A 12,975-nucleotide genomic window follows, 5' to 3' on the forward strand; every position below is an offset into this window, starting at 1 on the left:
TCGTCACCCTGACCGCGGCACCGGAGAACACTCGGATGCCGCAGCCGCCACCGCTTCGATCTCGAGCTTCCATTTCGGATCGAAGATCCCGGCGATGATCACCGTGAGCGCCGGACGGTGGTCGCCCAGGACGTCGAGCCTCACCTGTGTATTCACTGCGGCGAGATCTCTGCTGCTGAGGTACGTCGTCACCTTCACCAGATCGGTGACGTTCATGTTCGCTGATCGTAGGCAAGAGGTGATGTGCTGCCAGATCAGCCTGCACTGATCCTCGACGTCGTCGGGAACCTCGCCCTCCCGAGTCTCGGGAATCTGGCCGCTGATGAAGAGCAATCGACGGCTGGCCGGAACCTCAACGGCGTTCGCGTAGCCGCCGACTGCCGCCGGCACATCTGCCGGGTCGTGCTGCCCATCCATTGTCGGAGCCGAATCGAGGTCACCGACCGGCGTTGAAGACCGTCTGGATCTCCGCGATCTTCCCGCCCTCGAACCGCAGCCAGGTGGCGGCCGGCGTCGACGGGGCGACAGTGGTCTTGAGCACCGACCACGTGAGGGCATTGTCGTCGTCGGCGAGTTGAACGGCGACATCGTCAGACGTCGTCATCGCGCCCATCTCGGTCAGGCCCTTGACGACGTCCTCGGCGCCCGACGCGCGCGCGAGCGGGCCGGAGAACGTGACGACAGGGGTGACGAGGGAGGCGAGCGTGTCGGCGTCGCCGTTCGAGAGCGCGGTGTGGAACTGTGCGGCGAGATCTGAGGTGGCCATGGGCGTTGTCCTCCTGCGTGGGTGGTGCACGGAGGTGCGGGGGATCCCACGCACCTGGTGTGATCATGGCAACATATCCTGCCGATGACAACAGGCAGACGCGATTCGGTGGGATCTGCCAGGGCAGTCGATCGTTCTGCGCCTTCAGGCCGCTTCGGCCTCGACCGGGCGCTTTCGGCCAAGGAGGTTGACGAGGAATCCGACGCCGGCGCCGATGATGAGAGGCAGTGCCACGGGGATGTCGATGAGCAGGATGAGGATGAGGAGGACGGCAAGGGGGCGCTTCCATCCGACGGCGACGGTCGCGGCCATGCCTGTGGCCATGGCGGCACCGATCTCGAGTCCGGGGACGCCGACGGCGACGGCCCCGCCGATCGCGGAGCCGATGAAGACGAGCGGGAAGAACTCGCCGCCGCGCCACCCGCTGACCAAGCAGACGGCGACGGCGACGATCTTGCCCACGGCAACGACGAGCAGCGTCGCCCACGCTCCGGTCTCGGTGAGGACCTGGAGATCGTGGAGTTCGTGGTGCCCGGAGAACCGGACGAGGGGCACGACCGCTGCCAGCAGGGCGAAGACGATGGTGCCGAGGCCGATGATCAGCCACGGTCGGCGCAGCCGGTCGGTGAGGCGCTCGAGCCCGTGGTGGAGTCCGCGGAAGGCCAGACCGGCCGCCGCCGCGACGACGGCGACTCCGAGCAGCCACGGATCCGCGTAGCCCGCGTCGACCGGCGGCAGGGTGATCTGTGCGCCTCCTCCCCCGGTGACGAGCTTCGTCACCCCGAGGAAGACGAAGAAACCGGCGAGTGCAGCGGCGAACTGCAGGGCCTTGCTCGGACCGAGTTCGTCCCCGTCGATGGCGGCGGCTCCCGGCGGTGACCCGTAGAACCCGCCGAGGGCACCGGCACTGCCGGCCTGCCCGATCGTCTTTCGCATCTCGACGTCCTCGCCGATGAGGTGGGCGACGATCGTCGAGAGCTGGGCGACGACGGCGATGATGCCGGCTTCGGGGCCGATCGCTCCCCCGAAGGCGACGGCGACGATCGCTGAGAGTGCGGTCGTCGCCACCGCCCGCCGAGGCAGGGCATCCGGGTCGCGGGACTGCTCGAGCAGGGTCTGGAGGTCTTCGGTCGGGGCGGCACGGTCGAGGACGATGAGGAGGATCCCGCCGAGGAGGATGGTGAGGACGATCTGAAGCGGGGTGTTCCCGAGCAGGGAACCGGAGGCTCCCCAGACGATCTCCTGCAGCCAGGTCATCCCGGCGAAGACGAGGGCGGCGACGAGACCGGCGATGCCCCCGTAGACGAGGGCGAGAAGGGCAAGGCGCCCGGTCACCCCGGCGAATCGGGAACTCACGGTGCGTCTTCAGGGTCAGCGTCGCCTCGGCGTCGGCGGGACATGAGTCGGGAGAGCTCAGCGGCGATGAGGCCGAGGAAGACGAGATCGAAGACGAAGACCGCGGAGACGAGGACCCGACCGACCTGCCCGACGGCGGTGATGTCGCCGTACCCGGTCGTCGTCATCGTCGTCAGCGTGAAGTAGAGCGCGTCGATGCGGGTGGTGATGCCGTCGAACTCGCCGGGACGGTTGACCGCGATGACGAAGAAGACCGCCGAGAAGATCGCGGCGACGAGGACGAAGAGGAGGATGAGCAGAGGAAGGTTCGTGTCGTGCCGGCGCAGCCACAGCAGGGCGAAGCCGAGCACTGAGAGCGCTGCGGCCGTGGCGATGATTCGCCCGACGGCGCCCATCTCGGAGCTGGCCAGGGGCACGGTGAAGTAGAGCGCAAGGACAGCGACCGGGCCGAGCATTGCTGCGAGCACGCGCATACGGGCCGACCTCAGTCGGAGTCGGCGGGGAGGGGGATGATCGTCGGAGGGGGTGCCGTTCACACGTTGATTGTACGCAGGCTGCGGGGTGCGTTAGGCGGGATTCGCACCGTGGTCGTGGGCTGAGAGATCGGCCGGGGGCAGATATCTGATGAGCCGGTCCTGGTCGACCTCGAGCAGCTTGCGGTCCCAGTCGGCGAGGTCGGCGGCGCGTGCGTAGACCTCGTCGAGGAAGGTGAGCAGCGTCGCCTCGGGGTCAGCGGCGGTGCGGACATCGGCGTAGGGCAGGAGGTACTCCCCCAGCGTCGAATCGTAGCCGCCGGCGGTGAGAGTGCCGTCGTAGTAGCCCTCGGGTGCCGGATAGGCGTAGGCATAGAACGAACCCTCATCACTGCCGCCGGCCCAGAATCCCACCGCGACGTTCTCCCTGTCTTCGGCCTCGGCCATCACCCAGGGCGGGCAGTTCGGGGGTGCAGCATGGCTCGGCGGTGCCGTCCGTCCCGAATACCGGGTCGCAGAGAGGTCCATCGACCCCCAGAAGAGCTGGACGGGACTCGCTTTTCCGGCGAACCCGGCCCGCCAGTACGCAAAGACCTTCTCGATCCGCTGCAGCTGCCGCCACCACAGGCGCGCGGACTCAGGGTCGTAGGTGCGGGGGCGGGTGTCCTCAGCGAACGGGGTCGCGTGGGGCAGTTCGTTCGGCCACGCCCACACCGTGCAGGGCACCCCGAGCTTGAGCAGGGCGGCCATGACCGCGTGGTAGAAGTCGGCGACCGACTGGGAGGTCAGTGGGACCGTCTCGGTGTCTCCGGTGCTCGCCCGGAGGACGAAGACGCTGTCGATGAAGTCGAATTCGGCGTCGAAGGTGCGCTCGCTCTGGTGCATGAGGATCTGGGTGCGCAGTCCGCGGGCGCTGACGTCGAAGGTGACGTTCCACCAGTGGTTGATGAGCGTGGTGGAGACGAGTTCGATCTTCCCGATGATCTGCAGCCACTGGTGGAGGCACTCGCGTGTCTCCGTCCAGTCGTCGACGCGCAACGTGGGCCATGCTGATGCGGATCCAGAAGCCATCGCTCACCTGATCTCTTCGTGTGCCATGCCATCGTCGGCACGGGGAGGTGCGATCAACTTAGAAGGTGCGTGACGGAGACGTCAACCCCTCGCAGCCGGACGTGCTGCCACCTGCCGTGCGACCTCCGGCGCCATGGTGAGACCCAGGTGTCCGGGCACCGCGGCCTCGGCCCGTTCCCCAACGGCAGCGGTGATGAGGCCTCGCTCGGCGAGCACAGCGATCCCGGCGGCGATATCGGAGCGCACACGGGTGCGTGTCGTCGCAGAGGTCGACTCCACTGCCCGATCGAGGAGTTCGAGCGGAGTCGTCCTCCTGCTGCGGCGTGCCCGGGCGGAGGCGAACCAGCTGATGAGGCCGATGGCGAGTCCGCTGATGACGCCGAGGATACCGATCCATCCGTGGATGGGTGACCCGATCGCAGCCGCTGCAGCGATCGCGATGAGAGCGAGGACTGCCGGGACGAGGTAGAGCACCGCGACGATGGATGATCCCTCGCCGAAGTCCGGCCGCGAGGCGCTGCGCACCAGATCGACGAGCGCGAGTGCTGCCGCAGCGGCGAAGCAGAGGCCACCCCATCCGAGGTCGACGACGTCGCCGTCGCCGCGCAGCAGGGGCCCGGCGATGAAGGCGAGACCGAAGATGTGGAGGACGATACCGCCGACGAAGGCGGCGATGATCCAGATGCCGTTGAGGACGGTCAGGAAGGTCGGACGCCCGGGAGGAGTCATCGCATGAAGTGTGGTCGGAGGCGCCACCTGCGCCTGGGCGAGGGGGACGCGTTTCGTTCCGGCCCAGGCCAGGCCTTCGAGCCTCCACCAATCGCGCGGCTCCCAGGTCAGTGCGGCTTCGGCCAGAGCGACGACCGCGGCCCGACGATCAGACGGATTCGCGGCTCGCTGTCTGGACATGGTGCTCATTCAATCACGGCTGGGCTCACCGGCATGGCGCGGGGAGCTGACGACTGTAGAAAAGCTCTGAGAGGTGTGGGTGCCCATTTCGAGCGTGTGGTCTGCGGGTGGTCCTTTCCGCCTCGCGGTCGAAAGATTGGAAAGCGGCCCAACAGTATGTTGACTTGCAGAGAACGTGGAAACGAAACGCTGACCCGCTTCCCGGTGACAAACCGATGCGAGGTTCGGTCTGTCGACCGTTCGAAGCAAATGGCGCAGAGATGAATGCACGTGATCAGGAAGGAGCAACTGCTCGTTAACCAGGGAAAGATTTGCGCTGCAGTCGCGGCACTGGAGGCGAAGTCTTGAAGAGCCAAGTGGACCTGACAGTGCGTTTCTCGATCTCGGGTCGAGATCATGGACATCGCCTGTACCCCTCCGTCTCGTACCATTGAGCAGTTCGTCGGTCAGGTACGGAAAGAATTCCTGAGAAGCGACGACCCCTGTCCACACGTCCATCGGCCGAATATTTGGCCTGTGACGCCGAACGAGGCATACCTTTGACGGGGTCGGAATGCCGGCGACGAGCGGAGCCTGCGGGTCGGCTCGCACGTCTCCCGCTAGGGCGGCCTCGACCTTGCCGTTGAGGAATACGTCGAATCCCGCACCGTGTGGTCTTCCGAAACCATAGAGCCCGTCGCCCGCGTCTTGGCCCACCACATCAGTTGCACGCACGTCGCGAAACGATCGCGACCAATCATCAGGTGATCGACCTCGTGACTCTGCACGGTCGTCGCTCACCGGAAGCAACGTTCGTACTGGTCAGGAGTTCTGCGACGGCGGGGACGCTACGCCTCCTACTATTGCCCGGCGGGCGCGCATCATCGGCTATTGCACCCCCGCGGCCGCGATCCCGAATCTCGATGTATGCGTGCGACCTGCACCGGCATTTGTGGAGTGGCTCCAGTGCCTGCGCCCCGGCTGGGTCGCTGAACCGTCGCTACGCTTGTCGCGTAACCCGAGACTCGCCGCGTTGGGGAACGGCGTCGTTCCCCAGCACGACGGTCGCGCTCGCGGCTCTCATTGCCGCTATGGGCTTTGGGCCTGGGCTACTCGTCGGTTTCGTTGAGTGCATCGCGTATCGCGGCGAGGGACGTCATCAGGTCTTCTTGCTGCGACGGGGAGAGCGTTCGGGTGGCGCGGCGTTCGAGTTCGTGCCAGGCAGCCTGCGCCCGAGGCACGGCGTCGCATCCCTTCTCGGTGAGTCGGACGATCATGGCGCGCCGGTCCGAAGGCGATGAGGTGCGTGTGACGAGGCCGGCGCGTTCCATAGCTTGGAGGGTCGCGGTGACGGTGGAGCGGTCACGGCCCATGTAGTGGACCAATTCGGTTTGCGGCACCGGGCCGTGCGCGTTGAGGTAGAGCAACACGATCTCGTGCGGAGACGCGACGCCCGCTTCGTTCAACAGCTCCGTACCAACTCGTGCATGGGCACGGAGGACCTGCAACAACAGGGAACCGATCGGGGCGCCTTCGATGCTGGTACCGACGTGACGGGGCGGCGATCCATCCTTGGTGCGGTCCTCTTCCCGGCTTGTCATAGTGACAGAATAGCGAGACTGTTGGCATGCCAGCAACATTGATATGATGTTGGCATGCCAGCAATCAATTCGGACTCGGTGCGGATCGACCGATCCCTACTGGCGCTGGTCGGGGTGCTGCTGGTCGGCGCGTCCGTCGCGCTCTTGGATACGACGATCGTCGCGGTCGCGATCGCCGACCTGACTCGGGCATTCAACTCCTCGGTGCAGGCGGCTCAGTGGGCCACGACGGCGTATCTGCTGGCGATGGCAGCGGCGATTCCGATGATGGGCTGGTTGACCGGCCGATGGGGCCCACGACGGGTCTGGCTGGTGACGCTGTGGGTGTTCCTGATCGGATCGATCCTGTGCGGACTGGCGTGGTCGATCGAGAGCCTGATCGCCTTCCGAGTCGTGCAGGGTCTCGGTGGCGGGCTGATCCTGCCGCTGGTGCAGGCGATGCTCGCCCGCGCGGCCGGCCCGCGGCGAGTGGGCAGGGTCATGGGGCTGATAGGCATTCCCGGCCAACTCGCCCCGATTCTCGGCCCGGTGCTGGGCGGGATGATCCTGGGCTCGCTCGGGTGGCGGTGGATCTTTGTGGTGAACGCGCCGCTGTGCCTGCTCGCTCTCGTACTCGCCTATCGCCACCTGCATCCGGTGCATGAGCGGCAGCCTGCCGGGCTGGACTGGATCGGCGCGTTGCTGATGGTCGCGGCGACAGTGGCAGTACTGGTTGGCCTGTCGCTCATCGATGACCTGTCGGCAGTTGCGATAGTTCCGCTCGTCGGCGGAGTGGTGCTTCTGGCCGGGTTCGTGTTGCACGCCAAACGCCGAGGCGACCGGGCGCTGCTCGATCTGAAGCTGTTCCGATGCCGATCGTTCTCGATCGCCATCGTGATGATGTTCCTCTCCGGCGTGTGCCTATACGGGCCGATGCTGCTTCTGCCTCTGTTCTATCAACAGGCCCGCGGCCTCCCGGTGGCAGAGGTCGGGTGGATGCTGGCCCCGCAGGGCCTCGGGTTCTTGGCCGGCTTGTGGGTCGCGGGACGGTACGCCGACCGGTACGGCCCGCGAATCGTCGCGCTCGCAGGCACGGTGCTCGCTGGCACCGGGCTCGGGATGTTCGTCTTCGCCGGGGGCGCTTCGCTAACGGTGCTGTCGGCCGGGCTCGTCGCTCTCGGGGCCGGACTCGGGAGCATCGGCGTGGCAGTCTCCGCTACCAGCTATCGCGATGTCGAACCCGTGTCGATCCCCCACGCTACCAGCCTGCTCAACGTCGTCCAGCGCATCGGCGCCTCGTTCGGCACCGTCGTCGTCGCGCTCATCCTCCACCGCCGGCTCGCCGCCCTCGTTGCTTCCGGCAGCAGCGGGATTGACACGGCGTTCGCGCACGCCTTCGCGTGGACGCTGGGGTTCCTCGGCGTTGCCCTCGTCATTGTGCTCCTCCTGCCTAAAGACCCACCCCCACCACCGACAGACGTCAGAGATCCAGAAATGAGGACCACAACATGAGAGCCGTCATCGCGGACCGTCCCGGCACCCCCGACGTGTTGCATCCGGTCACGCTGCCCGATCCTGCGCCCGGCCCCGAACAGGTGCGGGTCGCCGTCGAGGCCGCCGCGACCACCTTCATCGATACGCTGATCCGCTCTGGCAGCCCCGTCGCGCCGCGTGCGACGTTCCCCGTCGTCCTCGGCAACGGCGTCGGCGGCCTCATAGACCGGGTGGGGTCAGGCGTGGACCCGGCCTGGATCGGTACCCGTGTGGTCACCACCACCGGGGGCACCGGCGGCTACGCCAGCCTCGCGCTGGCCCACGTCGCTGACCTGCACCGTGTGCCCGAACTGCTCGACCTCCCGGAAGCGGCCGCACTGCTCGCCGACGGCCGTACCGCCGTCGGCCTGCACGACGCCGCCGGCATCCGACCCGGCGAAACCGTCGTGATCACTGCCGCGGCAGGCGGCGTGGGCAGCATCCTCACCCAACTGGCAAAAGTATCCGGCGCGCACGTCATCGCCCTCGCCGGAAACACCAGCAAGCTCGATCATGCTCGCAGTCTCGGCGCCGACACGGTTGTCAACTACCGCGACCTCGACTGGACCAGTCGCCTCCGCGCGGCTGCGCCAGGCGGACTGGACGTCGTCTTCGACGGGATCGGCACCGGCACAACCGCGGCGCTGTTCGCGCTGGTCCGCTCCGGCGGGCGATACGTCCAGCACGGCGCAGCGGGCGGGAGCTGGGGCACGATAGAACCAACCGCGGCCGCCGAAAGGAACGTCACGGTCATCCCCCTCGACGCGATCGGTGCCAACCCCGGAGAACTGTTCTCGTTCACCGAACGAGCCCTCGATCTCGCCGCCCGGGGAACCTTCCGACCAACCATCGGGCAGACCTTCCCTCTCGATGACGCTGCCGCAGCCCACGCCGCGATCGGGTCACGCGCCACGACCGGAAAGACGCTCCTGTTGCCATGACTCAGCGACAAGACTGTCCCCTGGGCCTCGGCGTCGTCATTGACAGCACCCGAGCGGGCCGATTCGGCCCGGCCGTCGCGCGATGGTTCGCCGAGCAAGTCAAAACGGCAAACCGCTCGACCAATACGGCAGCCACGAAGCGGCAATGAAGTTGCTGAATCAGTTGTCTTGGCGGGCAAGCGCGCTTCTCCCGGCGCGAACGGTATGGTTTGACGACGCACTGTCAGTTGAGCCGAGAATGCCAAGAGCCAGGCGTCGCAACTCCTCGGCAGTCGTCGCCAGGACGGGAACGAGACATCTCCGCATAAAGCCACCGGCGTGCGACTACGCTGAGGTCACGATCCTCCGTTCGAGTGCTGTGACCTTGTTCGGCGAGTTCAGGCATCGGCATCTTTACTCAGGTGACGCAACCCTGCCCACCGACCACGGGGCAGGGTGGGAACTTCGACCAAACGGTGGGCCCAGAGGGACTCGAACCCCCGACCCTCTCGGTGTAAGCGAGATGCTCTAGCCAACTGAGCTATAGGCCCCGAACGTGCGAGTTCAGTATGCCATACGCGGCGGAGGCCTCCGAATCCTCCGTGGGCAGCCGCACAAGCCGGGACGTCGCGCCCTCACCGACAGAGTCCCCGACCCCGCGGTCAGGCCGGGGTGCGCAGAAGACCTGCCGCCACCTCGGCGAAGCGCTCCCCTGCCGTCTCATCGGCCACCTCGAAGAGGGCCCGGTTCTGCTCGATCGCGACCGCACCGAGGGCGTGAGCCATCACCCCCGCCGAGGCGGTCGTCCCCAACCGGTCCGGGTCGAGTGCCGCCGGGGTGACGTCCTCGGGGGCGAGTGAATATCCGAGCATGACGATCTCGGCGCCGTCGCGGAACCGCAGGAGCACATCGCGCAGCGCGAGAGTGGCGACGAGTGGATCGGCGCTCGCAGGGCACCGGGCGTCGACCTCGGCGCAGATCTGCTTGGCAATGAGGACGAGCAGGTCCTGCTTGTTCTTCACATGCCAGTAGAGCGCGGACGGCTGGACATCGAGCTCACGGGCGAGCCGCCGCATCGACAGATCGCCCAATCCGTAGCGCGAGAGCACGTCGAGTGCGGTCGTCGTGATGCTCTCAGCACTGAGCGGCAATGAGACGTTCCTTTCATTTTTCGTTCCGGGGCGCACTCGATTTCTCAGAATGCGTTCCCCTCGCTATAGTAGTTGCTGGTCACGGGATATGGCGCAGGTTGGTAGCGCGCCTCGTTCGGGACGAGGAGGTCGTGGGTTCAAATCCCGCTATCCCGACCACGTGAGATCTCGGGTCATCGCAGTGCGATGGCCCGAGATTTTTTCATCTCCGCCCCACTCTCACCAGCACCGTCGAACTTCGACCGACCCCGGCGTGACGAATGGAAGGAACTGCCATGACCGAGACACCTCGACGCGTCGCCGACTCCACCGACTTCACCCGAGTGCCGCCGGCATCCGGCTCGGCCTGGAGGCTCGACTCACCCGCCCGCGACCTCGATGCCAACATCATCGTCCTCACTCCCGGCGACACCATCGACCGGCACACCGGCCCGGCTCTCGATGTCCTCATCCACGTCATCTCCGGTTCCGGAGTGCTGGCAACCGACGACGAGGACATCGCCCTCTCCCCCGGAGCCATCGTCTGGCTCCCGCGCCGCACGCCCCGAGCCTTCACCGCCGGCGAGCACGGACTGAGCTATCTCTCGGTCCACCAGCGCAAACCGGGGCTGAGCATCGGCAGCGCCCCGCCCCAGTGAGCTGCGCCCCGCCTCAGTGAGCTGCTCCAGGTTCGGGATCGTCCTCCCGCGCGAAGGCGATGGCGATGAGCCTGCGCAGGACATCCTCGTCGATGTCCTCGAGCTTCCTCACGTACACGCACCCCGCGCCCTCGGTGTACTTCCCCAACCGAGGCAGCAGCGCGGCCCCTTCGGGCAGGTCCTTGAGCCCGTAGAGGGAGAGCTGCGCCTTCCGCGGTGAGAACGCCGTCTTCGGCCACACCCCGTGATTGCGCGGATTCACCGGCGATCGGTAATGATATTCGCCGTACCCGACCATCGACGGACCCCACATCACCGGGTCGACCCCGGTCACCTCGGTGAAGATCTCCGCCAGGCGCTTGCCGTCCTCGCGTCGCTTCGCGGGGGTCGCCGCGTCGATGAACGCCCCGACATCGGCGTCGGTGGGCTTCGTCTTCTGTTCGGCCATGCCCCGATTATCGCCGAGGCGGCCCCTCCTGTCAGCCGATCCGCGGTTCACGCCTTAGCGAACATGTCCTCGATGAGGTCGAGGAGCGCCCGCGACTCGTCGTAGTCGGCGCGCAGCGCCCAGTACGGCAGGTCGTAGACCTGGCCCGTCTCGAACGCGGGCACCCGGTCGTACGGGGCGCGGTCCTCGAGCGCCGCGACGGTCATCTTCGGGCTGTTGAACCCGACGACGAAGACGGTGTTCGCATCGAGGACGTCGGGCAGCGTCTCGAGTGAGGGGCCGAACATGTCGCCGCCGGCGACATAGGGGTCGATGTCGTTGCGCTCGAACAAGGGGGCGGTCGTGAAGCCGAGCGGTGCGAGCTCGGCCGACAGGCTCTTGCCCTCAATGAGGATGTATGGGCTCTCCGGCTTGTCGAGGGTGAGGAACGAGACCTCCCCTGCGGGCACCTCGATGCTCTCCCTCACCTCGGCGACCCGCTTCTCATAATCGCGGACGAAGCCGTCGTAGTCATCCTGCCTGCCGAGGACGTCACCGGCGATGAACGCGAACTGATCCTGCCACGTCTGCCTGTCCCCGGACACGATCACCGTCGGCGCGATCTCTTGCAGACGGTCGTACGAATCCGCGGCATGCTTGCCCGGGAAGCCGAGCCCTTGATCCACTTAAGTGACGAAGCGGATAGTTATGCGATGGACACTTCTACTGACAAGTTCGAAACCACACTGTCGACAAATTCGTTCGTTTCGCCATCGACGCGGCATGAAAGCCGGATCTGCTGCAACTAGAATCGAACCCATGGGTTGGGTGAAAAGGCAACAGTCAGAGTACGAAGAGCGGGGTTTTGGATCGGCGTCGTGGAGCATCTGTCTCGATCATATTACTGACGCGGACCTGCAAAAGCGCCTCGCAAACGAGGCAACTAACATATTTTGCACGTTCTGCACTAAATCCAGCAGCACCGAAATGTTCGCGGTTGACGGCAGAGCGTTTATGTCGCAGTTTATGGAAGCATTTCGCTACTTCTACCAGGACGCGGCGAATGAACTCTCCTGGGACGCCGAAAGCGGCCATTACTTAGGCGACGTCGTCGGTACTGACGAAGCGGTGGCGTCTCTCGCGGCACCGGACTTAGTAGATGAAGAGGTTTTCGGCGAGGTATTTCGCACAGTATGTCAAACTATCGGTTTCGATACTGAATGGACAGAATGCGGCACCGAAAGCGAGCGAGACGATCTCATATATCCATGGGAAGAATTCCAGGAGCTAGTTAAGCATCGTGCTCGCTTCTTTTTGCTACACCCAACGATGAATAATGGCAGTCACGAACTCGCTGAATTTCTAGATGCTTTCGGTTCGTGCCTTGAAGACTCACTTAACTTGGTTCAAACTATTGAACCAGGTGCGTTCTTTTACCGTGGACGACTTTTTGACGAGTTAGAGGAATCGCATATAACAATTGACTCCCTTGGCCCAGCCCCCCAAAGCCGAGCCGCTTCCAACCGCATGTCACCCGCCGGTGTACCGATCATGTACGTGACAGAGGACATTCAAACTGCGGAAATGGAAATCGGCGCGCACGGCGAAAAACAGTACATGATAATCGGCGAGTTCATAAACCTTAATAGACTTCGTGTACTTGACTTAACTCAGGAGCCCGATTGGCCTTCGATTTTCGATCCCACAGCGTTGCGGGAAAGGCGAATGGCTAGATTTTTCAACCGATTCAGAGAAGACATTTCTCGGTCAATTGCGCCAGACGACCAGGACATCGAGTACGTGCCGACTCAGGTGATAACCGAGTATCTCCGCTGGATCTCGTCGCCGCGAATTGATGGATTGAAGTTTCCAAGTGCGCACACCGGACGACCCACCTACGCACTATTTTTCAATCGAGAAGACTTTGAACTTGAACCCTCTTCTCGATCAGGATCGGATGAGCTTTCGCCGACGAAATGTCCATTCTCATTCGACCCCAGTCAGGTTCGGTACTTCAAGCGCATATCGACGTACAAGCCGTTCGAGCCATAATTGATAACTCTTCCATTCAGCTAGACTGCGCGGATTCAGAATCGCGATTAATGGTGCACAGCATTACCCTTCTCCCCAATGCGCCAGAGCGTATTTGCTCTTCCATGTCGAGGATCCAGT

General features: G+C 64.8%; 14 protein-coding genes and 2 tRNA genes. 5 read left to right on the forward strand and 11 right to left on the reverse strand.

The window, feature by feature from the left end:
• Positions 1–3 precede the first annotated feature (3 nt).
• From BC102111_RS05910 to BC102111_RS05940, 7 genes are all read right to left on the reverse strand, one after another.
• Positions 4–417: a RidA family protein gene (locus BC102111_RS05910; RefSeq protein ID WP_101623793.1), complete on the reverse strand. Its 414-nt coding sequence runs from the start codon at positions 415–417 to the stop codon at positions 4–6.
• Between the two features lie 19 nt (positions 418–436).
• Positions 437–766, reverse strand: a complete 330-nt coding sequence (locus BC102111_RS05915) for a nuclear transport factor 2 family protein (RefSeq protein ID WP_101623794.1) — start codon at positions 764–766, stop codon at positions 437–439.
• 144 nt (positions 767–910) lie between these two features.
• Positions 911–2,122: a chloride channel protein gene (locus tag BC102111_RS05920; protein ID WP_101623795.1), complete on the reverse strand. Its 1,212-nt coding sequence runs from the start codon at positions 2,120–2,122 to the stop codon at positions 911–913.
• Entirely contained in the window at positions 2,119–2,658 is a 540-nt protein-coding gene (locus tag BC102111_RS05925) for an ion channel (protein ID WP_146001397.1), read from the reverse strand. The genes BC102111_RS05920 and BC102111_RS05925 overlap by 4 nt, the downstream gene beginning before the upstream one ends.
• A gap of 30 nt (positions 2,659–2,688) precedes the next feature.
• Complete coding sequence (locus tag BC102111_RS05930; RefSeq protein WP_180960580.1) at positions 2,689–3,666, reverse strand: DUF5996 family protein; 978 nt, start codon at positions 3,664–3,666, stop codon at positions 2,689–2,691.
• Positions 3,667–3,747: 81 nt separating this feature from the next.
• Positions 3,748–4,575 carry a hypothetical protein gene (locus BC102111_RS05935; protein WP_101623798.1) on the reverse strand — a complete coding sequence of 276 codons (828 nt, stop codon included), beginning with the start codon at positions 4,573–4,575 and terminating at the stop codon, positions 3,748–3,750.
• A gap of 1,088 nt (positions 4,576–5,663) precedes the next feature.
• Positions 5,664–6,155: a MarR family winged helix-turn-helix transcriptional regulator gene (locus BC102111_RS05940; protein ID WP_197907853.1), complete on the reverse strand. Its 492-nt coding sequence runs from the start codon at positions 6,153–6,155 to the stop codon at positions 5,664–5,666.
• Between the two features lie 54 nt (positions 6,156–6,209).
• Between BC102111_RS05940 and BC102111_RS05945 the strand changes: the two genes are divergently transcribed.
• The gene (locus BC102111_RS05945) at positions 6,210–7,646 is read left to right on the forward strand and encodes a DHA2 family efflux MFS transporter permease subunit (RefSeq protein ID WP_101623800.1); all 1,437 of its coding nucleotides are present in this window, start codon (positions 6,210–6,212) and stop codon (positions 7,644–7,646) included.
• The gene (locus tag BC102111_RS05950) at positions 7,643–8,608 is read left to right on the forward strand and encodes a zinc-binding dehydrogenase (protein WP_101623801.1); all 966 of its coding nucleotides are present in this window, start codon (positions 7,643–7,645) and stop codon (positions 8,606–8,608) included. The genes BC102111_RS05945 and BC102111_RS05950 overlap by 4 nt, the downstream gene beginning before the upstream one ends.
• A 456-nt stretch (positions 8,609–9,064) precedes the next feature.
• Here the strand turns inward: BC102111_RS05950 and BC102111_RS05955 are convergent.
• Together BC102111_RS05955 and BC102111_RS05960 are read right to left on the reverse strand one after the other, a co-directional pair.
• Positions 9,065–9,138, reverse strand: a tRNA-Val gene (locus tag BC102111_RS05955).
• A 111-nt stretch (positions 9,139–9,249) separates the two neighbouring features.
• A complete protein-coding gene (locus BC102111_RS05960; RefSeq protein ID WP_101623802.1) occupies positions 9,250–9,738 on the reverse strand; it encodes a TetR family transcriptional regulator in 489 nt (162 codons plus the stop codon).
• An 82-nt stretch (positions 9,739–9,820) separates the two neighbouring features.
• On the opposite strand from BC102111_RS05960, the gene BC102111_RS05965 reads away from it, so the two are divergent.
• Both BC102111_RS05965 and BC102111_RS05970 read left to right on the forward strand, forming a co-directional pair.
• Positions 9,821–9,897: transfer RNA gene (locus BC102111_RS05965), tRNA-Pro, on the forward strand.
• A gap of 116 nt (positions 9,898–10,013) precedes the next feature.
• Positions 10,014–10,376 carry a cupin domain-containing protein gene (locus BC102111_RS05970; RefSeq protein ID WP_101623803.1) on the forward strand — a complete coding sequence of 121 codons (363 nt, stop codon included), beginning with the start codon at positions 10,014–10,016 and terminating at the stop codon, positions 10,374–10,376.
• Positions 10,377–10,389: 13 nt separating this feature from the next.
• On the opposite strand, the gene BC102111_RS05975 is transcribed toward BC102111_RS05970, so the two are convergent.
• Positions 10,390–10,824 carry a DUF1801 domain-containing protein gene (locus BC102111_RS05975; RefSeq protein WP_101623804.1) on the reverse strand — a complete coding sequence of 145 codons (435 nt, stop codon included), beginning with the start codon at positions 10,822–10,824 and terminating at the stop codon, positions 10,390–10,392.
• Positions 10,825–10,871: 47 nt separating this feature from the next.
• Entirely contained in the window at positions 10,872–11,489 is a 618-nt protein-coding gene (locus BC102111_RS05980) for an ABC transporter substrate-binding protein (protein WP_223289868.1), read from the reverse strand.
• Positions 11,490–11,622: 133 nt separating this feature from the next.
• On the opposite strand from BC102111_RS05980, the gene BC102111_RS05985 reads away from it, so the two are divergent.
• A complete protein-coding gene (locus BC102111_RS05985; protein ID WP_180960581.1) occupies positions 11,623–12,855 on the forward strand; it encodes a HEPN-associated N-terminal domain-containing protein in 1,233 nt (410 codons plus the stop codon).
• Positions 12,856–12,975: the final 120 nt, after the last annotated feature.

This window comes from Brevibacterium casei CIP 102111, from assembly GCF_900169275.1.
In the GTDB taxonomy this organism is placed as follows: domain Bacteria; phylum Actinomycetota; class Actinomycetes; order Actinomycetales; family Brevibacteriaceae; genus Brevibacterium; species Brevibacterium casei.

What these genes read in the sequence shown, in the direction of transcription:
- BC102111_RS05915 (WP_101623794.1), bottom strand. Translation starts at nt 766, where the DNA reads ATGGCCACCTCAGATCTCGCCGCACAGTTCCACACCGCGCTCTCGAAC.
- BC102111_RS05910 (WP_101623793.1), bottom strand. Translation starts at nt 417, where the DNA reads ATGGATGGGCAGCACGACCCGGCAGATGTGCCGGCGGCAGTCGGCGGC.
- BC102111_RS05970 (WP_101623803.1), top strand. Translation starts at nt 10,014, where the DNA reads ATGACCGAGACACCTCGACGCGTCGCCGACTCCACCGACTTCACCCGA.
- BC102111_RS05935 (WP_101623798.1), bottom strand. Translation starts at nt 4,575, where the DNA reads ATGTCCAGACAGCGAGCCGCGAATCCGTCTGATCGTCGGGCCGCGGTC.
- BC102111_RS05930 (WP_180960580.1), bottom strand. Translation starts at nt 3,666, where the DNA reads ATGGCTTCTGGATCCGCATCAGCATGGCCCACGTTGCGCGTCGACGAC.
- BC102111_RS05985 (WP_180960581.1), top strand. Translation starts at nt 11,623, where the DNA reads ATGGGTTGGGTGAAAAGGCAACAGTCAGAGTACGAAGAGCGGGGTTTT.
- BC102111_RS05950 (WP_101623801.1), top strand. Translation starts at nt 7,643, where the DNA reads ATGAGAGCCGTCATCGCGGACCGTCCCGGCACCCCCGACGTGTTGCAT.
- BC102111_RS05975 (WP_101623804.1), bottom strand. Translation starts at nt 10,824, where the DNA reads ATGGCCGAACAGAAGACGAAGCCCACCGACGCCGATGTCGGGGCGTTC.
- BC102111_RS05940 (WP_197907853.1), bottom strand. Translation starts at nt 6,155, where the DNA reads ATGACAAGCCGGGAAGAGGACCGCACCAAGGATGGATCGCCGCCCCGT.
- BC102111_RS05945 (WP_101623800.1), top strand. Translation starts at nt 6,210, where the DNA reads ATGCCAGCAATCAATTCGGACTCGGTGCGGATCGACCGATCCCTACTG.